Raw genomic sequence first — 20,605 nt, 5'->3', positions numbered from 1 at the left:
TGTTAACCAGTACAAAAGCGGAGTGAACGGGTCATGCAGAGGCCGTCCGCGATATCGGGAGGCAGCTCGTGCTTCAGGTGGTGTTCCGGATCCTGGGGCCATTGGACGTCAGCGCCGGAGGGCGGACGATCGTCCTCACCGGCGCCCGTCAGCGCACGATCATGTCCATGTTGCTTCTCGCGCCCGACCGGGTGGTCTCGGTGGACAAGCTCGCCGACGCCGTCTGGCACGGGGCCCCGCCGCCGACCGCGCGCAACCAGATCGCGATCTGCGTCTCGGCCCTGCGCAAGACGCTCAAGGCGGCGGCCGGGGTGGACGACATGCTGGTCACCAGCCACCCCGGCTACATGGTGGTCACCGGCGAACACCGCATCGACGCGGTGGAGTTCGAGGAACGGGCGGCGCTGGGCAGGGAGGCCGCCCGCAGCGGCCGGACCGAGGAGGCCTGCGCCCACTTCGACGAGGCCTTCGCCATGTGGCGCGGCCCGGCCCTGGAGGGGATCCCGGCCGAGCGGGTCGAGGCCGAGGCGTCCCGGCTGACCGAGATGCGGCTCGACGCGTACGAGGAGTACATGGGGCTGCGCCTGGAACTGGGCCAGCACCGGGAGGTGCTCGGCGAGCTGGCGCCCTTCGTGCGCGAGCACCCGCTGCGGGAGCAGGCCACGGCGCACCTGATGCTGGCCCAGTACCGCTCGGGGCGCCGGGCCGAGGCGATGGAGACCTATCGCGAGGGCCGCCAGATCCTGGCCGACGAGCTGGGCATCGACCCCGGGCCCGCACTCCGGCAACTGCACGACCAGATCCTGGCCGACTCCCCGCTCCTCAGCCTGCCCGTCGAGCCGGTGCTGCCGGTCCCCCCGGTGGCGGTGCCGGCCCATCTGCCCCTCAACGTGCTCTCGTTCACCGGGCGGAGCAGTGAACTGGCCTCCCTGGACCGCCTGCTGGATCATGTGGGCGGATCGGCGCTGTCCGTCGGATCGATCACCGGCATCGGGGGCGTGGGCAAGACGGCGCTCGCCATCCGCTGGGCGCACCAGGCCGTCGGCCGCTTCCCGGACGGCCAGCTCTTCGCCGACATGCGCGGATACGACGAGGAGGCACCCCGGCGCGCCGGGGCGGTGCTCGACCGGTTCCTGCGCGCGCTCGGAGTGCCCGGATCCGACATCCCCGGGGACCCGAACGAGCGGACCACGCTCTTCCGTAGCGTCCTGGACGGCCGCCGCGTCCTGATCGTGCTCGACAACGCGCGCTCCTTCCGGCAGATACAGCCCCTGCTGCCCGGTTCCGGTCTCTCCTGCGTGCTGGTCACCAGCCGCGACCCCATGGGCGGAGCCCTGGCCGGCGACTACGCCTTCGTCCCCCTGCACCTCGGCGCACTGGGACACGAGGAGTCGATCGCGCTGCTCTCCAAGGTCGCCGCGGACGGCCGGCTCGCCGCCGACCCGGTGGCCGCGGCCCGCCTCGCGGCCCTGTGCGACCGGCTGCCGCTCGCCCTGCGCATCGCGGCCGCCCGGCTCGCCGCCAAACCCCACTGGTCGGTCCGCACCCTGGTCGAGCGGCTGGAGGACCAGCACCGCAGGCTCGACGAACTCAGTCCGGACGAACGGGGTGTGCGGGCGGGCCTGCGGCTGAGCTACCGCGATCTGCCGGCCGCCACCGCGCGGATGTTCCGGCTGCTCGGCTCCCTGAACGTGCCCGACTTCGCCTCCTGGGCCGGGGCCGCCCTCCTCGACATCGACCCGATCGACGCGGAGGACCTCATCGAGGAGCTCGTCGACGCCCAGATGCTGGTGCCGCTCCCCTTCACGACCGGCAGGGTGCGCTACCGCTTCCAGGATCTCCCGAGGCTGTTCGCCCGGGAACTGGCCCTCGCCGAGGACACGGAGGAGGAGCGGCGCGCGGCCCTGCGCCGCGCGGCGGGCGCGTGGCTCGGTCTCGCGTCGGAGGCCCATCGCCGGGTGTACGGGGGCGACTACACGATCATCCACGGGACGGCCCGCCCGTGGCCGTTGTCGGCGCGGCTGACGGAGAGCCTGCTGGAGGACCCGATGGAGTGGTTCGAGAGCGAGCGTGCCTCCGTCATCGCCCTGGTCGACCAGACCGCCCGGGAGGGCGAGGCCGGCTACGCCTGGGACCTGGCGATCACCAGTGTCACTCTCCTGCAGAACCGCAACTACCTGGAGGACTGGCGCTTCTGCGGCGAGCGCGCGCTGGACGCCGTACGGGAGTCGGGCGACCGGCTCGGCGAGGCCGTGATGCTGCAGTCCCTCGGCACGCTCGGGATCATCCGGTGGGAGTTCGACGAGGCCGCCGCCTTCCTCGACCAGGCGTGGAAGCTGTTCGAGGAGTTGGATGAGGCGCAGCGGGAGAACGGCGAGAAGGGGCGGGCCCTGGTGCTCCGCAACCAGGCGCTGTGCGCCCGCCACCGCGGGGACCTGGACGTCGCACGGGACCTGGGCCGGCGCTCGCTGGTGATCTTCCGCAGGGTCGGCGACCGGTACGCGGAGACCCATGTCCTCGGCCTGCTGGCCCAGATCGAGCTGGAGCGGGGGCGGCCGAGGGCGGGCCTGCTGCTGTCGGCCGAGGCGGTCGCCCGCAGCCGGGGGCTGGGGAGCGTACGCGGAGAGGCGCAGAGCACCGTCCGCTTCGCCGAGGCGCTGATCCACCAGGGTGAGGGCGTCCGGGCGGAGGAGGCGTGCCGGCGTGCGCTGGAACTCGTCCGCGGCAGCGGCGACCGGCGCGGTGAGGCCCACGCGCTGCGGACCCTGGGCGAGGCGCTGTGGTGCCAGGACAGGTACGAGGAGGCCGAGGCGGTGCTCGCGCTGGCCCTGTCGGCCGCGGTCAAGGTCCCGGACCGGTATCTGGAGGCGAGGGCCGGGATGGCCCTGGGCTGTGTGCGCGCCCTGCTCGGCGACCGGGACGGGGCCGCTGTCTGCTTCCGGGCGGCGGGCGACCATTTCGCCGGGGTCGGCGCACCGTACTGGCGGGAACGGACGACCCTGCTGCTGGCCGCGCTCGGCCGGCGCGAGCAGATCGCCTCGCCGGGGCTCATCGAACTCGTACGGCCGTGAGGGGCCCCGCCCGCCGGGGCGTCACGTCCAGGGGTCGTCGCCCTGCACGGAGGTCCACGGGTCGTCCGCGGCCGCCCCGGTGACCACCCGGTCCGCCGGCGGGGCCGTGAACGCTGCGGATCCGATGGCAGCCACGAGCAGTACCGCGCCCGTGGCGACGACTGTCCTGGCCGAGGTGAAGACGAAGTGCTGCACGGCACTCTCCTGAAGTGGGTCTGGCGTGGTCCGGCCCGTGAGGCTTGCCACGCGGTATGCCGAGAAAGCTACGACGGCCGCTTTTTCCGGCGGTTTCGTCTCGCTTTCGCGGCCGCGAAATCCTTCCGACATCGCTGGAGAAGTCCCGTTCCGTAGCGTTTCGCGGCGGGTGGCCCAGCGTCCGGAGCGGGTCCGCGCAGCGAGGAGAGACCATGCACTTCACCCTGCTCGGCTCCGTGTCGGCCGAGACCGGGGCGCGCGTGGTGGCCCTCGACGGCAACAAGCAGCGCACCGTGTTCGCCGCCCTGCTGCTGGCCCACGGCAAGGTCGTGACCGACGAACGGCTCATCAGGTTCGTGTGGGGCTGGGACCCGCCCGCGAGCAGCGTCAACCAGCTCTACACCTACGTCTCGCGGCTGCGCACCCGGATGGGGGCCGGGGTCCGGCTGGAGCGCAGCGGCCCCGGATACCGCCTGGACATCGGCGACTCCACGGTCGACTGGGGGACCTTCCGGAGTCTGGCCGGCGCGGGCGACGCGGACCTGCGGGCCGGCCGGTACGCGGAGGCCGAACGCGGACTGGCGGCGGCCCTCGCCCTCTGGCGGGGGCCCGCCCTCACGGGAGTCACCGAGCAGTTGGCCGGGGCGGAGGCGCCCCGGATGGAAGAGGCCCGGCTCTGCGCCGTGGAGCACCAGACGGAGGCGGCGCTCGCCCTGGGCCGGCACACCGAGACCGTGCCCGGCCTCACCCGACAGGTGGCGCGCCATCCTCTGCGGGAGGGCATGCGCGGCCAGTTGATGACCGCGCTGTACCGGTGCGGCCGGCAGGCGGAGGCGCTCGCGCTGTACGAGGCGGGACGCCGCGTCCTCGCCGAGGAGCTGGGCATCGACCCGGGCCCGGCCCTGCGCGGACTGTACGAGGAGATCCTCCGGGGCGCCCTGCCCACGCCGCCGGCCCCCGAGCGGGTGCGGAGCGCGCCGGCCGGTCCCGTGCGGGACGCCGGTCCGGCGCCGGACGGCGGCCGGGCCGCCGGCCTCGTGCCGTCGCTCCTGCCTGCCGCCCCCGGCGACTTCACCGGCCGGGCCGCGGAGCTGGAGGCCGTGCTCGCCGCACTGCGCGAACAGCGGGACGTCGTGGTCACCGGCGCGCCGGGCACGGGCAAGTCGGCCCTGGCGCTGTACGCCGCCGAGCACTGCCGCGACGCCTTCCCGGACGGTCGGCTCTACGCCGACCTGCGCTCCGGGAGCGGTGCGCGCCGGCCCCGGGAGGTCCTCGGCTGGTTCCTGCGCGCGCTGGGCGCGGATCCGGACCGGCTGCCCGGGACGCTCGACGAGCGGGTCCAGCTCTACCGCACGCTCCTGACCGGACGGCGGGCGCTGGTGGTCCTCGACAACGTGACCGACGACGCCCAGGTCCGGCCGCTGCTCCCGGGCGGGGGGCCGAGCCGCACCGTGGTCACCGGCGTCCGCGCCCCGCTGGCCTCGCTGGAGGGGACCCGGGTGGTGCAGCTCGGTCCGCTCGGCCCGGCCGACGCCGTGCGTCTGCTCACCGCGATCGTGGGCCCCGCCCGGATCGCGGAGGACCCCGAAGCCGTCGTCCGCATCGCCGAGTTCTGCGACCGTCTCCCGCTGGCCCTGCGGATCGCCGCCGCCAGACTCGTCGCCCGGCCGCAGTGGTCCACCACCCGGCTCGCCGGGCGCCTGGCGTACGGGCACCGGCGCCTCGGCGAGCTGCGGCTCGGCAGCCTGGACGTCACGGCGGGGCTGCGCCATGTCGTGGACGGCCTGCCGGTCCGGCTGGCCGAGGCGTTCGTCCGCCTGGCCGCGGGCGGACCGCCGCAGCTCACCGCACCCGACGCGGCGGCCCTCCTCGGCACGGGGTGCGAGGAGGCGGAGGAAGTCCTGGAGCAGCTGACCGACGCCCGGCTGGTGGAGGGCTGGAGCGCCGGGGGCGACCGCTGGCCGTGCTACCGCTTCCCGAGCCTGGTCCGGCTCTTCGCCCAGGAGCTGCGCGGGGCGGGACTCGCCGTCGCCTGACGCCGGTTCGCCCGCCCCTTCGGGGCCCGTCCCCAGGAGGGGGACGGGCCCCGAAGGCGTTGTCCGGCCCCGGTCAGCCACAGCCGCCGGCGTGCCCCTCGTCGAGGGTGTGTATCTCGGCGGGTCTGTTGAACTCGTGCCCCTGGGCGACGAGTTCGTTGAGGGAGTCCACATACTGGGCGAGCAGCTGGGCCCACGGAGCGGGAGCGGCGTACAGCAGTCCCTCGGTGTTCCTCGACGCCTCTTCCTCGATGTCCTCCAGCACTTCCAGCGGGTGCTGCACCTGGACAGGGGAGTTGGGACCTTCACGCATGGTGCCTCCTCTGTTCGCGGAACGGGCCTCTCCGAGGCCCCGCGGTCACAGAGTCGGGCGGTCTTCCGGAGGAATCTGTGCGTGTTTCTCTCACCTCCCGAAGAGGGTTCCTCATGGCGCGGTACAGAAATCCGCAAGGCCGCCCGGGTGGAGCGGCGACCGCCGCCCTTGCATGAAGCTGCCACATCCCCGAGTCCTCGCAGCAGTTGCGCCTAGGGTGGCCCGCGACCTACCGAGGGAGCGGTTTCATGGCAGTACTGGCCGACGGCGTCTTCAACGACCTGCCCCTCGTCCTCCTCCTCGCCCTGACCGCCGTGGTCCTGCTCGGCCTGCTCGCCTTCGGCGTCTCCACGGCCTCGCGGCGGCTCCTGGGCATCAGGGTCGGCCCCTTGCGCGCGTTCGGCGCGGGCCTGGTGGGGGTCGGGGCCCTCGCGGTGTACGGCCGGCTGATGCGGAACAGCGAGAAGGACCTGGGCGCGCTCTCCACCATGCAGATCCCGCTGGCGCTGTTCGCCGCGATGGCCGCTCTGGTGGTTCTGGAGGTGTTCCTGCCGCACGGCAGCTGGGCCCGGCCACTGCACCTGGTGCGCGGCCTCGGGGACCGGATGCGGCGGGCCCGCCGCTACTCCCGGATCAGCCGGATCTTCGTGAAGCACGGTCTGGGCCGGGTGCTGCGCGGTCGGAGCGCCTGGCACCGGGCGATGCAGCCCGGACCGTACGGAGAGCAGTGCGCGGCCTCGGCGCGGATGGCGCTGGAGGAGTGCGGGGGCGCGTTCGTCAAGCTCGGCCAGGTGCTCTCCACCCGGCGGGATCTGCTGCCCGCGCACTTCATCGACGAGCTGAGCCGGCTGCAGAGCGATGTGCCCCCGGCGCCCTGGCCCGAGGTCGAGGCGGTGCTGCGCAAGCAGTTGGGGAAGCCGGTCTCCGAGGTCTTCGACTGGATCGAGCACAAGCCCCTGGCGGCCGCCTCCATCGCCCAGGTCCACCGGGCCCGGCTGAGCGGCGGCCCCACGGTCGTCGTCAAGATCCAGCGGCCCGGCATCCGGGAGGCCGTCGAGCGGGACCTGGACATCGTGCTCTCCATCAGCCGCGGTCTGCAGAGCCGGCTGCGCTCGGCGCAGGTGCTCGGCCTGCGCGAACTGGGCGACGGGTTCGCCGAGTCCGTACGGGAGGAGCTCGACTTCCGGATCGAGGCGCGCAACTCGTCCACCGTGGCCAAGGTGACCGGCGGCTACGAGGCGGACGCGCCGGTGCGCATCCCCCGGGTGCACTACGCGTTCACCACGGACCGGGTCCTGGTGCAGGAGTGGATGGAGGGCGTCACCTTCGACCGGGCGGGGGCGGCCGCCGACAGGGCCGGTCTCGACCGGGAGACGCTGGCCCGCACGGCGATCGGCTCGATGCTCCACCAGATCCTCCGGGTGGGCGTCTTCCACGCCGACCCGCACCCCGGGAACATACTGCTGCTGGACGACGGGCGCATCGGGCTCATCGACTTCGGTTCGGTCGGACGCATCGACCCGTCGGTGCAGATCTCCATCCAGGAACTGCTGGTGGCGGTGGGCCGAGGTGACCCCGCCGGGCTCCACGACGCGGTGATCAGTCTGCTCGGCACCCGTGCCACGACGCACGAGGAGCTGATACCGGACCAGTTGCTGCTGGAGCGCGAGCTGGGGCGCTTCATGGCACGTCACCTGGGGGCCGCGGCCCAGCCCGACACGGAGATGTTCACCGCGCTGTTCCGCATGTTCGCGCGGTTCGGCCTCGCGGTGCCGCCCGAGGTGGCGGCGGTGTTCCGGGCGCTCGCCACGATCGAGGGGACCCTCACCCGCCTCGCCCCGGGGTTCAACATCCTCGACGAGGCACGGGGGTTCGCCCTCGGGCTGCTGGCCGACCGGATCGGTTACGGGAAGCCGAAGGGGGAGGGCGGGAAGAGCGCCCCGGGCGGGGTCTTCGCCACCGTGGCGCAGGCGGCCACCCAGGAGCTGCTGTCGGTGCTCCCGATGTTGCGGCGGCTGCCGCGGCGGGCCGAGCGCATCAGCGCCTCACTGGAGGAGGGGCGGCTCGGGATCCGGGTCCGGGTGCTCGCGGACGAACGGGAGCGCCGGTTCGTCTCCGGGCTGATCCACCAGGTGATGGTGACCCTGATGGCGGCCTGCACCGGTCTGATGGGGGTGCTGCTGATGGTGTTCGGCACCGGCAGGGGACCGAGGGTGTCGAGCCAGTTGGAGCTGTACCCGCTCATCGGCTACCACGTGCTCGCGGTCAGCGCGATCCTCACGCTCAGGGCGCTCTACACGGCGATGCGCCGGACACCGTGACCCGGCGCCCGGCACTCCCGCCGGGTCAGGGGCGCAGCAGGACCGGCAGCGCCTCCAACGGGCGCACCACCACGTTCTGCTGGTAGCGCAGCAGGGACGGGTCGACCGCGAGCCGGGCCGCCGGGAAGCGCTCGAAGAGCCGGCGGGCGGAGACCTCCGTGATGACCTTCGCCAGGTGGGCGCCGGAGCAGTAGTGGATGCCGAAGCCGAAGCTGAGGTGGGCGGGCTTGACCCGGTCGAGGTCGAGCCGGTCGGGGTGGCCGGGGAACTGGCCGGTGTCCCGGTTGGTCGACATGACGCAGACGACGACGACCTCGCCGGCCGGGATGGTCACGCCGCCCACGTCGACCGGCTCGGTGGTGACGCGTTGCAGGGCGTTGCTGATGGGGCTCACGTAGCGGATCAGCTCGTCCATCGACTTGCCCCAGCGGCCGGAGTCGGCCAGCAGCCGGGTCCGCTCCCGGGGGTGCGTGAGCAGGGCGGCGATCACCCCGCCGACCAGGCTCGCGGTGGTGTCGTTGCCGCCGGTCATCAGGGCGAAGCCGGTGGAGAGGATCTCGGTGCTGGTGAGGCGGTTCTCCGGGGCGGCGTGGATCAGCGCGGAGAGCAGGTCCTCGCCCGGCTCGCGTTCCTTGCGGGCGATCAGGTCGGCCATGTAGGCCGACAGCTCCTGGACGTTGCGGTCCAGGACCCCGGAGCTGTCCGTGGGGGAGTGCGTGCGCAACGCGGTCGACCAGCGCAGGAAGTCCGGCCAGGCGTCGGCGGGTACGCCCATCAGCTCGGCGATGGTGATGACGGGCAGCGGGTCGGCGTACCCGGCGATCAGCTCCGCCTCGGGGTCTGAGCCGAGCCGGTCCAGGAGGTCGTCGGCGATCCGCTCCACCTTCGGCCGCAGGGCCTCGGCCCGGCGCGGGGTGAACGCGAAACTGATCGCCCGGCGCAGCGGGGTGTGCCGGGGCGGCTCCAGGTTGGCGAGGTGGTTCGCCTCCTCGGGCGGGGGCGTCAGCGCGCGCCCCGTGCGCTCGGACATCAGGCGGTAGTGCACATGGATGTCACGGCTGAGGCGGGGGTCGGCGAGGGCCGCCTTCGCCTCCTCATACCGGGTCACCACCCAGGCCCGTCCGCCGTCCGGGAACGACAGCTCGCGCACCGGGCCCTCGCTCCGCACGTGTTCGAGCACGGGATAGGGGTTCTGGGTGAACTCGTTGGTGAGCATCCAGTACTTGGAAAGGGTCTGTGTGCCGGTCATGCCCGTCCTCCGTGCCGTGACGCCGGGAGCGCTTCATCCGGTCGGCACGTTAGGCGGGCTCTGCCGTTCGGCACATGCCTGGTTTCAAGAGTTCGATCTGTGCTCGGATCGCCGCATCGCGGCAAGGATCATCTATGCCGTTCGGGAGATGTGGCCGTATCCAGGCGACTCCTAGGCTCCTTGGCAACCGCCGGACACGGTGCACAGTGCTCCGGTCATGGACTGTCCGAATCAACCCGTGTGGGGAGTGTGAGTCATGACCGTGACCATTCCGACGATGACCAAGCGTCAGACCGTGGCGCGAGCTGTCGGTGTGACGAAGCTGTACGGCAAGGGAGAGGCACAGGTCGCCGCACTGCGCGGAGTGGACGTCGACTTCGCCGCCGGTGAGTTCACCGCCATCATGGGGCCCTCCGGTTCCGGCAAGTCCACGCTCATGCACACGCTGGCGGGTCTGGACACGCTGACGGAGGGCGAGGTCTTCATCGGCGACGCCCGGGTCAGCGACATGTCCGACAAGGAGCTGACGCTGCTGCGCCGCACCCGGATCGGCTTCATCTTCCAGCAGTTCAACCTGCTCCCGACGCTGACGGCCGAGGAGAACATCCTGCTGCCGCTGTCGATCGCGGGGCGCAAGCCGTCCAAGGACTGGTTCGACCGGGTGGTCGACACGGTGGGCCTCGCCGACCGGCTGGGGCACCGCCCCACCGAGCTCTCCGGCGGGCAGCAGCAGCGCGTCGCCTGCGCCCGGGCCCTGGTCTCCCAGCCCGAGGTCATCTTCGCCGACGAGCCGACCGGCAACCTGGACTCCGTGTCCGGCACCGAGGTGCTCGAATTCCTCCGGGACTCGGTGCGGTCGCTCGGCCAGACGGTGGTCATGGTGACGCACGACCCGCGCGCCGCGTCGTACTCGGACCGGGTCATCTTCCTGGCCGACGGCCGCGTCGTGACCGAGCTGAGCGAGCCGACCGCGGACGCGGTCATCGACACGATGCGCTCGCTCGACGGCAGGACCGGGGCCGCGTGATGCTGACCTTCACTCTCAAGAGCCTGCTGTCCCGGAAGCTGCGGCTGGTCCTGTCGGGCCTCGCGGTCGTCCTGGCGGTCATGTTCGTATCCGGTTCCATGGTCATCAAGGACACCCTGAACCGCTCCATCGACGCCCAGTTCACCGGCGCCTACGCCGACATCGACCTGCACGCGGCGCTGAAGCCCGCGGTGGAGGCCGAGGGCGAGACCGCGGTGGTTCCCCCGGTGGACGCCGCGGCGGTCCAGCGGGCCTCCCAGGTCGACGGCGTCGCCGAGGCGCGCGGGCTGGTGCTCGCCGAGGGCGCGCGGGCCATCGGCAAGGACGGCAAGGTGGTGCCCGGTACGGGCGGCCCCCGCTACGGCGAGAGCTGGCGCGGTGAGAGCGGGCTGATCAAGCTCCGCTCGGGCCAGGGACCGCGCGCGGCCGACGAGGTGGCCGTCAACGCCGGCCTCGCCGAGAAGGCCGGGCTCAAGGTCGGCGACCGGGTCGGCGTGCTGACGAACGAGCCCCGCCGGACGTTCGTGGTGGCCGGAGTCTTCGGCTACTCCGGCGACCGGGACTCCATCGGTGGCGAGCAGACGGTGGCCTTCACCGATCCGGTCGCGCAGCGGCTCATGCTGGGCCGGGCCGACAGCTTCTCCGGCATCAAGGTCACGCTCGCGGACGGCGCCGCCGCCGGCACCGTACAGGCGGCGCTCGGCAAGCAGCTCGGCGGCGGCTACGACGTGCTGACCGGCAAGGAGCTGGCCAAGAAGGCCTCCGACAAGTCCCGCGGCATGCTGGACATGATGGGCATGCTGCTCCTCGGCTTCGCCGGTGTCGCGGTGTTCGTCGGCATCTTCCTGATCGTCAACACCTTCTCGATCATCATCGCCCAGCGGATGCGCGAACTGGCCCTGCTGCGGGCCCTGGGCGCCAGCCGCAAGCAGATGATCAACTCCGTGCTCGTGGAGTCGTTCGTGGTCGGCCTCGTCTCGTCGGTCCTGGGACTGGCCGCCGGGGTCGGCATCGGGGCCCTGGGGGCCGACATGATGGCCTCGTCCACCGACGGGCTTCAGGTCGCCGGGCTGGGCGTGCCCACCGGAGCGGTGGTCACCTCGTTCGCCGTGGGCATCCTCGTGACGATGCTGTCCGCGCTCTTCCCCGCCGTACGGGCCTCCAAGGTCGCCCCCATCGCGGTGATCCGCGCCGCCGCCGCACCGCAGGGCAGGCACCGGGGACAGACCTGGACCGGTGGGATCATGCTCGGCCTCGGCGCCCTTCTCCTGGCCCTCGGGCTCTTCGGGTCCGGCGGAGCCTCGTTGATCATCCCGGGCGTGCTGCTGGCCTTCGTCGGCGTCTCCCTGCTCACCCCGCTGTTCAGCAAGCCGTCGGTCCAGGTGCTCGGCGCGGTGTTCGCCCGCTCTACGCCGGGATCGCTCGGCCGCAGCAACTCGGCCCGCAACCCGCGCCGTACGGCCATCACCGCTTCGGCGATGATGATCGGCGTGGCGCTGGTCACGGCCATCAGCACCGTGGCCGTCTCGGCCGAGAACAGCGTCGCCGGCGACATCAAGCGGGACCTCAAGGCCGAACTGGTGGCCATGGGCGAAGCGGGTTCGGCGTCCTCCGCCTCGATCGCTCCGGAGGCCCTGGCCGGGATCGCCCAGGTGCCCGGGGTGCGGAACGTCGCCGCCGCCACCATGGACACGGCGAAGATCGGCAAGGAGAACCAGGCGGTCGCCTCCTGGCAGGACTGGGCGAAGGCCCGCGAGGTGCTCGGCCTGAAGCGGGTGGACGGGAGCATCGAGACCCTGCCCGCCGGGGCCGTGATCGTGAACGAGAGCACGGCGAAGAGCCGGGGGGCGAAGGTCGGCGACCGGATCGAGGTCCAGCTCCAGCGCGGTGACTCCCACACCTACCGGGTGGCCGGGGTCTTCGCGGACTCGACCCTGTCGAACGGGATGGTCGTGCCCTGGGCGGACGCCGAGGCGGGCTTCCGTTCCAAGCAGCCCTCGCAGGCGTACTTCCAGCTGGCCGGCGGGGCGGACGAGAGCCAGGTCCGGTCGCAGATCGAGAACCGGCTCAAGGGCAGCCCCGAAGTCACCGTGCAGACCCGCGCCGATGTGATCGAGATGTTCAGCGGCGGGTTCGCCATGATGCTCACCATCGTGCAGGCGCTGCTCGGGGTGGCCATGCTCATCGCGGTCCTCGGCATCGTGAACACGCTGGCCCTGTCGGTCCTGGAGCGGACCCGGGAGATGGGGACGCTGCGGGCGATCGGCCTCAGCCGCGGCCAGACCATGCGCATGATCATGACCGAGTCGGTGGTGATCTCGCTCTTCGGCGCGGTGCTCGGTGTTGTCGTGGGCGGGGCGCTCGGCCTCGCGGTGGCTCGCGGCATGGAAGACCAGGGCGTCAACCAACTGTCGCTGCCCTGGGGGCAGATGCTCGCCTACGTGGTGGGCGCGGCCGTGGTCGGGGTCATCGCCTCGATCGCCCCGGCCCGGCGCGGCGCTCGACTGAACGTCCTCGCGGCCATCAGCCACGGCTGACGGACGCACCCCTGCTCCGAAGGCGTCCTCCGATCCCCCGGGAGGGCGCCTTCGGTCTGCGCCGGGGTCCGGCCCGGACTTTGCCCGTGCAGCTTCCTGCACCCTCCATTGCCCTCGTCCCCCGGTGGGCTGAAAGTGGACAGCAATTCCAGTGGATTCGGCGGTCGAACACCGGACTCGCTGGCAATCGCTTGTGCTCCATCGAGAGACAGGGGGAACTGATGCATGAGCGTGAGTTCCGGGCGTTTGTGTTCGTGGCCGAGATCGGGCGTATGGATCAGGCGGCGAAGGCACTCGGATATTCGCAGCCGGCTATCAGCTATCAGATCAAGTGTCTGGAACAGATGATGGGCGCCAAACTCTTCACCCGCGACTCCACCGGGGCGCGGCTCACCCGGGAGGGACGCATGATCCTGCCGTCCGCCCGCGCCGTGCTCGCTCTGATCGACAGCATGAAAGGGGTCTGCGCGCCGGTGTGACCCGAGCGGCTCCGGACCCGGCTCCAGACGGTCCGGAGCCGGGCCGCCCCGCCGGCGGGCTCAGGCCCACCGGGCCCGGGTCCCCGTCCGGATCACGCCGGGATAGCGGGCCCGGTGCGCGCACCTGCGGCGGCGTCGTCGGTCGCCGGACGAAAGGCCCTATTCCTCCAGGCCGTTGCCCCAGATCCAGGCGGCGATGCCGACCCGATTGCGGACGTCCAGCTTGCGCTGGACGTTGGCGACATGCGTCTTGGCCGTACCGGCCGAGATGAAGAGCTCGGCCCCGATCTCCGCGTTGGTCATCCCCTTGGCGACCAGCCGGGCGATCTCCGTCTCCCGGCCCGTCAGCGCGTCCAGCGGCTCGGCCGACTTGGGCCGGCCGGCGTCCCGGTGGTGCTGCAGCAGGCTGACGGTGAGCGAGGGGCTGATCAGCGTGTCGCCCGCCATCGCGGCGCGCACCGCCTCCACCAGCAGCGTCGGCCCCGAGCGCTTCAGCAGGAAGCCGCAGGCGCCGTTGCGCAGCGCGGTGTGGACGTACTCGTCGAGTCCGAAGGTCGTCACCACCACCACCCGCATCGGGTTCTCGGCCTCGGGCCCGGCGAGCCGCCGGGTGACCTCCAGACCGTCCAGGCGCGGCATGCGGATGTCGGCGAGCACGACGTCCGGGTTGAGTTTCGCGGCGAGTTCGACGGCCTGGAGACCGTCGGACGCCTCGCCGACCACCTCCATGTCGGGCTGGGAATCCAGGATGAGGCGGAATCCGACGCGTACGGATTCCTGGTCGTCGGCGAGGAGTATGCGAATGGTCACGATCGGTACCGTAGTTCGAGTTCGCCCCGTTCAGCCACCGGAACCGTATGCAAATTGTTTCTGCGGACTACGGCCGGGATCGAGCCGCTGGAAGCATCGGGCCGGTAGGAACTTCAGCGCCGCTGGGCGGTGCTTTCCCCCCTTTCCTTTGGAGCGGTGACTGGGCATGGCTCACACCAGGAGAATCAGAGCGCTGGCGGCGGCCGGGGCGACGGCACTGTCGTTCACGCTGCTCGGCGCGGGGTTCCCGGCCTCGGCCGGGACCGCGGCGAGGGGTGACGCGACCCGCGTGCCGCTGCTGCCCGCCCCGGCCGGCGCCGGTGACCGGCCGGCCTGGCCCGCCGGGACGTTCGGCACGACGGCCCCGGTCAAGGGCGCCGCGCGGGCGGCGGCGACCGGACCGGCCGACGGGGCGGTGCTGAGCGGCGTCCGGCCGGAGCTGGTCGCCGACCGCCGTGCGGGCAGGGCCCGTTACGAGTTCGTGGTGGCGACCGGCGACACCCCCCGCACCGGTCAGGTCACCTCCTCGGGCTGGGTCTCCTCGCCCCGCTGGCAGGTTCCTGCAGGAGTCCTGAAGGACGGCGGCCGGTACACCTGGACCGTGCGGACCAAGGACTCCTCCGGCCGGGTCGGTGAGGACGCCGCCGCCCGGGGCTTCACGGTGAACCAACGGCTCGGGGCGCAGCCGGAGGGCGGCCCGGCCCCCACGGACGCACTCGGTCCGGTCACGGTGAACCTGGCCACCGGCAACGCGACCGCCTCCGTCGACACGGCCCAGGCGTCCACCGGCGCCGGCCCCCTGGGCGCGACCTTCACGTACAACTCCCAGGCCGTGGCCGCGTCGTCGGGCCTCACCGGCTCGTACTACGCGGGCGACTCGGCTGCCGGGATCGGCGCGGACGAGAAGCCCGGAGCCGTACGCGCCGACGCCCGCGTCGACTTCCGCTGGGGCGGCGGGAGCGCCCTGCCCGACACGGAGCCGGACGCCGCGTTCCGGGTCGCGTGGACCGGCCGGCTCACCGTGCCCGCCGACGGGACGTACCGGCTCGGCGGCGCCTACGACGGGGGTCTCAGGATCCTGGTCGACGGCAAGCCGCTCCTCGACGACTGGAAGGGCGCCGACGCCTCGGGCGACCGCCCGGCCTACGGCCGTCCGGTGAGGCTGGAGTCCGGCCGCTCGTACGCCGTCCAGGTCGAGCATCGACGCCCGGCGAACGGCCGGCAGGTCGGGCTGTGGGCCTCCCGGGCCGGGCGCAGCGCGCCCGTACCCGCGTCCTGGCTGCGGACGGACGCCGAGGTGCTTCCGCCGGGCTGGACCGTCACCCCCGCGGCCGCCGGACAGGGCGGCGACGCCCCGGCGGGCGCTCCGGGCGCTTCGCGTGCTCCGGGCACCCCGGGCTCTTCGGGTGCTCCGGGCGCTCAGGTTTCGCCTCGGGCCGTCACGGCCCCCGGGGCCGCCGGCGCGACCGCGCCGGACGCGCCGCGGCAGGGCCCGGCCGCCGGGGCCGGACGCGGGAACGCCGAAGCGTCCGCGGGACCGGCCGCGGGCATCGAGGCCGCCGAGGACGCCGGGATCACGTTCCGCTACGCGGGCAGCGACGACTGCGCGGACGCCGCCGCACCGGCCGGCTTTGTGTGCGCGGTCCATGTGCCCGGCGCCGGCACCACCCAACTGCACTATCGCAACGGTAAGTTGAGCCGCTTCGTCAACCCCGGCACCGAGACCACCGACTTCGGTTACACATCCGGCGATCTGCTCGCGGCCGTACGGCCGCCGCTGGTCATGGACTGGATCGCGGCGGGCGCGGGACGCGACACCGAGGCCGCCCGGTACCGGATCGACTACCGGCCGGGATCGGCCGCGGCGAGCCGGGTGACCGGGCCGGCCCCGGACGGGACGGCGGCCACGGGCGACGCGCGGCCACGACGCGACTACACCTACACCCGGGGCGCCACGGAGGTCGGCGTCGCGGGGGTGCGGACCCCGCAGGGCTGGGCCCGCAGGGTCACCCACGACACCGCGGGCCGCACGACGACGGACACCGACGGCACCCGGCGCACCACCCGGTCCACCTGGACCGCCGCCGACCAGCCGGAGTCGACGACGGATCCGGCGGGCCGGCTGACCACGACCGTCCACGACGCCTCCGGCATGCCCGTCGGCGAGTACGGCCCGGGACCGCGCGCGTGCTTCGGCCCGGACCTGCGGCCCGTCTCGCCCGCCCCGAAGGGCTGCGAGGCCGTCCCCGCCACCACGACGACCCTCGGCCCCGAGGGCCTGACGACCGTACGGGCGGACTCCCGCGGAGTGCCGCCCCTGGTCGCACTGACCCGGCTCAACGAGATGGGCCTCCCCACCGCGCTGGTCACCGACCCCGACGGCCTCGCCCTGACCACGGGATACGAGTTCGACGAAGCCTTCCGTCCGGTCGCGGAGATCCTCGCCAACGGCACCCGCAAGACCTACGGCTACTACGGGCCGGCGGAGAGCGCGGACAACCCCTGCACCGCCGGGAACGACCCGGTCGCCCAGCGCGGTCTGCCCCGCTCCATCACCCTGCCCACCGCGGCCGACGGGACCGCGCGGGTCGAGAAGTTCGTCTACAGCGCACGCGGCCTGCCGGTCGCGGTGAACTTCGGCGGGCCCGACTGGACCTGCGTCACGTACGACGACCGGGGCCGGATCAGCCGGATGTCCATGCCGGGCAACGCCGCCCTGCCCGCTTGGAGCGTCGACTACGACAGCGCCCACGGCGGCGACCCGCTGACGCTGAAGGCGACCCAGCACGACCACTCCGTCACCAGCACCGTCGACCTGCTCGGTCGCACCGTGAGCTACACCGACGGCCGGGGCACCCGCACCCGTACCGCGTACGACCGGGCCGGGCGGGCCGAACTCCAGCAGGTGACGCCGCCGTCCGGCGCCACCCAGACCCAGCGGACGCGGTACGACGACGCCGGCCGGGTCCTGGCGGTCGTGCTGGACGGCAGGCAGCTCGCCTCGACCGCGCACGACGACGCGGGCTCGCTGCGGAGCGTGCGCTACGCCAACGGCATGCGGCTCTCCGTGGCCCGCGACGAGGCCGGGCGGATCACCGCCAAGAACTGGGTCCTCGCGGACGGGACGGAGCGGACCAGCGCGGTCACCCGCTCGCGGTCGGGCGCCGTGGTGGACGAGTTCCTCACGGGCGAGGAGGGCGGGCCCGACGGACCCGACTTCCGCTACGACGCGGCGGGCCGGCTCGTCGAGGCCCGGCTCACGGGACACACGTACACCCGTGACTTCACCGCACCCGCGCCCGCGGAGTGCCCGGCCGGCGCCCGCGCCAACGCCGGGGCCAACGGCAACGTCGTCCGGCTCACCGACCGCACCGCCGACGGGAGCACGGTCACCGGCTACTGCTACGACGACGCCGACCGGCTGCTCGCGACCACCGGCGACGCCCCCGTCACCGACACGGCGTACGGCCTCAACGGGCACCTCACCGGCTACCGGTCCGGCGGCGCGAAGCACACGCAGCGCCAGGACGCGGTCGAGCGGCACATCGGCGTCGCCGTGACGGGACCCGGCGCGGCCGACGTCGGCTACGTCAAGGACATCGCCGACCGCTTCCTGACCCGTACCGCCACGACCGACGAGGGCTCCGAGACCGTCGGCTACGGCCACACCGACATCAACGACCCCTCTCCCGACCTGGTGTTCGGCGAGGACGGGCGGCTGCTGACCCGGGTGATCGGGCTGCCGGGCGGCGTCGTCCTCTCCCACGCCACCGGGGCTCCGGCGGACGGCCGGACGACGACGTGGAGCGCACCGACGGTCCGCGGCGACCTGTTCCTCGTCGCCGGGGACACCGGCCGGCAGCAGGGCGACCTGTACCGGTACGGCCTGTACGGCGAGGCGCTCCGGGCGGACGGAACGGCCGACCGCGAGCACCTGCCGGACAACCTGCCGGGCGACTTCGACTACGGATGGCTCGGCCAGTACCAGGTGGGCACCGAGCACGAGGGCGCGCTGTACAACGTGGTGCTCGACACCCGTGTGCTGAACACCGCGTTCGGCCGGTTCTCCGCCCCGGTGTCCGGCGGCCCCTTCCTCAACCCCTACGAGTACGCGGCCGGTGATCCGGTCAACCGCACGAGCATCAATGGCTACGACCTGGACGTGGAGACGGAATGACGAAGACGCCCTTTACCGACGCCGACACCGAGATCCTGGAGCACCACGGCAGCCGCATGGTGCGGGTGCGGCCCACCGCGGGCGGTGACCACCGCGACTGGTTCACGGCCAACGCGCAGGCCCTGCGGTCGGCGATGTACGAGCACGCGGCCGTCATGGTCAAGAGCAGCGGGCTGGTCGAGCAGGCCGAACTCGCCGAGATAGCCGAGGAGGTCGGCGGCCGCACCCTGGAGTACAACGAGCGCTCCACGCCGCGCAGCAGGGTCACCGGCAAGGTCTACACCTCGACCGAGTACCCGAAGGACCAGAGCATCCCGCAGCACAACGAGAGCGCGTACTCGGAGAACTGGCCGCACAACGTCTTCTTCTTCTGCGCGCTCGCCGCGGAGACCGGCGGGGAGACCCCGGTCGCCGACAGCACCGCCGTACTCGACCGTCTCCCGGCCGCCCTGGTAAGGCGGTTCGAGGAGAAGGGGGTGCTCTACACCCGCACCTACCGCACCGGAATGGGCCTGTCCTGGCAGGAGGGGTTCCAGAGCGACGACAAGGGCTACGTCGAGAGCTACTGCTCGGACCACGGCATCGAGACGCGGTGGGACGGCGACGTGCTGCGCACCCGGCAGCGGCGCCCCGCGGTGCTGGCGCACCCCGTCACCGGGCAGAAGGTCTGGTTCAACCAGGCGCACCTCTTCCACGTCAACGCGCTGCCCGACGCGGTGCGCGAGGGGCTGCTGGAGATCTGCGGCGAGGACGGGCTGCCGCGCAACGCCTACTACGGCGACGGCACGCCCATCACCGCCGACGAGATCGCCACGATCCTCGGCGTGTACGACGAGATCACCCTCGCCGAGACCTGGAACACCGGCGACCTCCTGATGATCGACAACCTCCTCACCTCGCACGGCCGCCGGCCCTTCACCGGCGACCGCAAGGTCCTGGTGGCCATGACCCAGCGCGAGACGGCCGGGGCATGACGACGGCCACGACCACGCTGAACGGCGTCGACCTCACGGACCCGCAGACCTTCCTCGACCGCAAGGACGACCTGGTCGGCCTGTGGCAGGAGTTCAGGTCCCACAGCCCGGTCCACTGGCATCCCGTCGAGGGCCGTCAGGTGCCCGGCTTCTGGGTCCTGTCCCGCTACCGGGACGTCATGGAGGTCTACCGGGACAACAAGCGGTTCACCTCCGAGCGGGGCAACGTCCTCGCCACCCTCCTGGAGGGCGGCGACTCGGCCGCGGGGCAGATGCTGGCGGTCACCGACGGCCGCCGCCACCGGGAGCTGCGCAACCTGCTGCTCAAGGCCTTCTCGCCGCGGCTCCTCGCCTCCGTCGTCGACGGCGTGCGCCGCAGGGCCGACCGGCTCGTGCGGGAGGCCGTGGGCCGCGGGCAGTGCGACTTCGCGCAGGACGTCGCGGAGCACATTCCCATGGCCACCATCGCCGACCTGCTGGGCGCGCCCGCCGCCGACCGCGACTATCTGCTCTCCCTGACCAAGCAGGCCCTCAGTGCCGAGGAGGCCGGGCAGTCGGCCGAGGAGTCGGTGGTCGCCCGCAACGAACTCCTCTACTACTTCTCGGAGCTGGCGGAGATCCGGCGGGAGGATCCGCGCGACGACGTGGTGAGCGTGCTGGCCACGTCGACCATCGACGGGAAGCCGCTCACCGAGCAGGAGATCGTCTTCAACTGCTACAGCGTCATCATCGGCGGCGACGAGACCAGCCGGCTGTCGATGATCTGCGCGGTGCACGAGCTGATGGAGCACCCCGACCAGTGGCGGCGCCTCGTCTCGGGGGAGGTCTCCGTCGAGAGCGCCGTCGAGGAGGTGCTGCGCTGGGTCACCCCGGCCATGCACTTCGGCCGCCGCGCGCTGACGGATGTGGAGATCGGCGGCCGGACGATCCGCGCCGGGGACGTCGTCACGCTCTGGAACAGTTCGGCCAACTACGACGAGACGGTGTTCGACCGTCCTGAGGAGTTCGACCTGGGGAGGACGCCCAACAAGCATGTGTCGTTCGGGTACGGGCCGCATTTCTGCCTCGGCGCCTATCTGGGCCGGGGCGAGATCCACGCCCTGCTGACCGCCCTGCGTACCCATGTCGCCGAGATGGAGCCCACCGCCCCGGCCCGGCCGATCCACTCCAACTTCCTGCACGGGTACAGCAGTCTGCCCGTCTCCCTGCGGCCGGTTCCGTAGGGTCCCCACCCTGCGAGTCCTGCTGGAAGCGTGCCCCGTTCCTCCCCAGGAGCGGGGCACGCGCCATGTCCGGAGCCCCGCCGTGCGGAGGCCCGGTGTAAAGCGCGATGAGCATTCTTCGATACGTGGATCCCGGTGGATCGAAGTTTTTCATGAGTTGGTGGAGCGCCTCCCATTGATTCGTAGTGTGGTC

Annotated in this window: 13 protein-coding genes; 9 read left to right on the top strand and 4 right to left on the bottom strand. The window is 72.5% G+C overall.

Annotated features, from left to right (window positions below):
• Positions 1-68: 68 nt before the first annotated feature.
• A complete protein-coding gene (locus HET64_RS00225) occupies positions 69-3,071 on the top strand; it encodes an AfsR/SARP family transcriptional regulator (protein WP_215100901.1) in 3,003 nt (1,000 codons plus the stop codon).
• Positions 3,072-3,092: 21 nt separating this feature from the next.
• Here the strand turns inward: HET64_RS00225 and HET64_RS00220 are convergent, their stop codons facing one another.
• Positions 3,093-3,266 carry a hypothetical protein gene (locus HET64_RS00220; protein WP_215100899.1) on the bottom strand — a complete coding sequence of 58 codons (174 nt, stop codon included), beginning with the start codon at positions 3,264-3,266 and terminating at the stop codon, positions 3,093-3,095.
• 212 nt (positions 3,267-3,478) lie between these two features.
• On the opposite strand from HET64_RS00220, the gene HET64_RS00215 reads away from it, so the two are divergent.
• Complete coding sequence (locus tag HET64_RS00215) at positions 3,479-5,302, top strand: transcriptional regulator (RefSeq protein WP_215100897.1); 1,824 nt, start codon at positions 3,479-3,481, stop codon at positions 5,300-5,302.
• A 73-nt stretch (positions 5,303-5,375) separates the two neighbouring features.
• Here the strand turns inward: HET64_RS00215 and HET64_RS00210 are convergent, their stop codons facing one another.
• Positions 5,376-5,615 (bottom strand): DUF6269 family protein, encoded by a 240-nt coding sequence (locus HET64_RS00210; protein ID WP_215100895.1) that lies wholly within the window; start codon positions 5,613-5,615, stop codon positions 5,376-5,378.
• Positions 5,616-5,863: 248 nt separating this feature from the next.
• Between HET64_RS00210 and HET64_RS00205 the strand changes: the two genes are divergently transcribed.
• Positions 5,864-7,936: an AarF/ABC1/UbiB kinase family protein gene (locus tag HET64_RS00205; RefSeq protein ID WP_215100893.1), complete on the top strand. Its 2,073-nt coding sequence runs from the start codon at positions 5,864-5,866 to the stop codon at positions 7,934-7,936.
• Between the two features lie 25 nt (positions 7,937-7,961).
• Here the strand turns inward: HET64_RS00205 and HET64_RS00200 are convergent, their stop codons facing one another.
• Positions 7,962-9,185 (bottom strand): cytochrome P450, encoded by a 1,224-nt coding sequence (locus tag HET64_RS00200; protein ID WP_215100891.1) that lies wholly within the window; start codon positions 9,183-9,185, stop codon positions 7,962-7,964.
• Positions 9,186-9,441: 256 nt separating this feature from the next.
• On the opposite strand from HET64_RS00200, the gene HET64_RS00195 reads away from it, so the two are divergent.
• The 3 genes from HET64_RS00195 to HET64_RS00185 all read left to right on the top strand — a co-directional run bounded on the left by HET64_RS00195 (position 9,442) and on the right by HET64_RS00185 (position 13,228).
• Complete coding sequence (locus tag HET64_RS00195; protein WP_215100889.1) at positions 9,442-10,212, top strand: ABC transporter ATP-binding protein; 771 nt, start codon at positions 9,442-9,444, stop codon at positions 10,210-10,212.
• The gene (locus HET64_RS00190) at positions 10,212-12,749 is read left to right on the top strand and encodes an ABC transporter permease (RefSeq protein ID WP_215100887.1); all 2,538 of its coding nucleotides are present in this window, start codon (positions 10,212-10,214) and stop codon (positions 12,747-12,749) included. Before HET64_RS00195 ends, HET64_RS00190 begins: the two co-directional genes overlap by 1 nt.
• Before the next feature lie 221 nt (positions 12,750-12,970).
• Positions 12,971-13,228 (top strand): LysR family transcriptional regulator, encoded by a 258-nt coding sequence (locus tag HET64_RS00185; RefSeq protein WP_003967392.1) that lies wholly within the window; start codon positions 12,971-12,973, stop codon positions 13,226-13,228.
• 159 nt (positions 13,229-13,387) lie between these two features.
• Here the strand turns inward: HET64_RS00185 and HET64_RS00180 are convergent, their stop codons facing one another.
• A complete protein-coding gene (locus HET64_RS00180) occupies positions 13,388-14,038 on the bottom strand; it encodes a response regulator transcription factor (protein ID WP_215100885.1) in 651 nt (216 codons plus the stop codon).
• Between the two features lie 166 nt (positions 14,039-14,204).
• Here HET64_RS00180 and HET64_RS00175 point away from each other — a divergent pair, with 166 nt between their 5' ends.
• From HET64_RS00175 to HET64_RS00165, 3 genes are read left to right on the top strand one after another with little or no spacing between them, the layout of a single operon-like run.
• Positions 14,205-18,215, top strand: coding sequence for a PA14 domain-containing protein (locus tag HET64_RS00175; RefSeq protein WP_215100883.1), 4,011 nt, complete (start codon positions 14,205-14,207; stop codon positions 18,213-18,215).
• Positions 18,212-19,189, top strand: a complete 978-nt coding sequence (locus HET64_RS00170) for a TauD/TfdA family dioxygenase (RefSeq protein ID WP_215100881.1) — start codon at positions 18,212-18,214, stop codon at positions 19,187-19,189. Before HET64_RS00175 ends, HET64_RS00170 begins: the two co-directional genes overlap by 4 nt.
• Positions 19,186-20,412: a cytochrome P450 gene (locus HET64_RS00165; protein WP_215100879.1), complete on the top strand. Its 1,227-nt coding sequence runs from the start codon at positions 19,186-19,188 to the stop codon at positions 20,410-20,412. The genes HET64_RS00170 and HET64_RS00165 overlap by 4 nt, the downstream gene beginning before the upstream one ends.
• The last annotated feature ends 193 nt before the right edge of the window (positions 20,413-20,605 follow it).

The organism is Streptomyces sp. McG3 (assembly GCF_018619185.1).
Taxonomy (GTDB): Bacteria; Actinomycetota; Actinomycetes; order Streptomycetales; family Streptomycetaceae; genus Streptomyces.
Note: the sequence above shows the minus strand (reverse complement) of the source record. Positions and strands in the feature narration are given on the sequence as shown.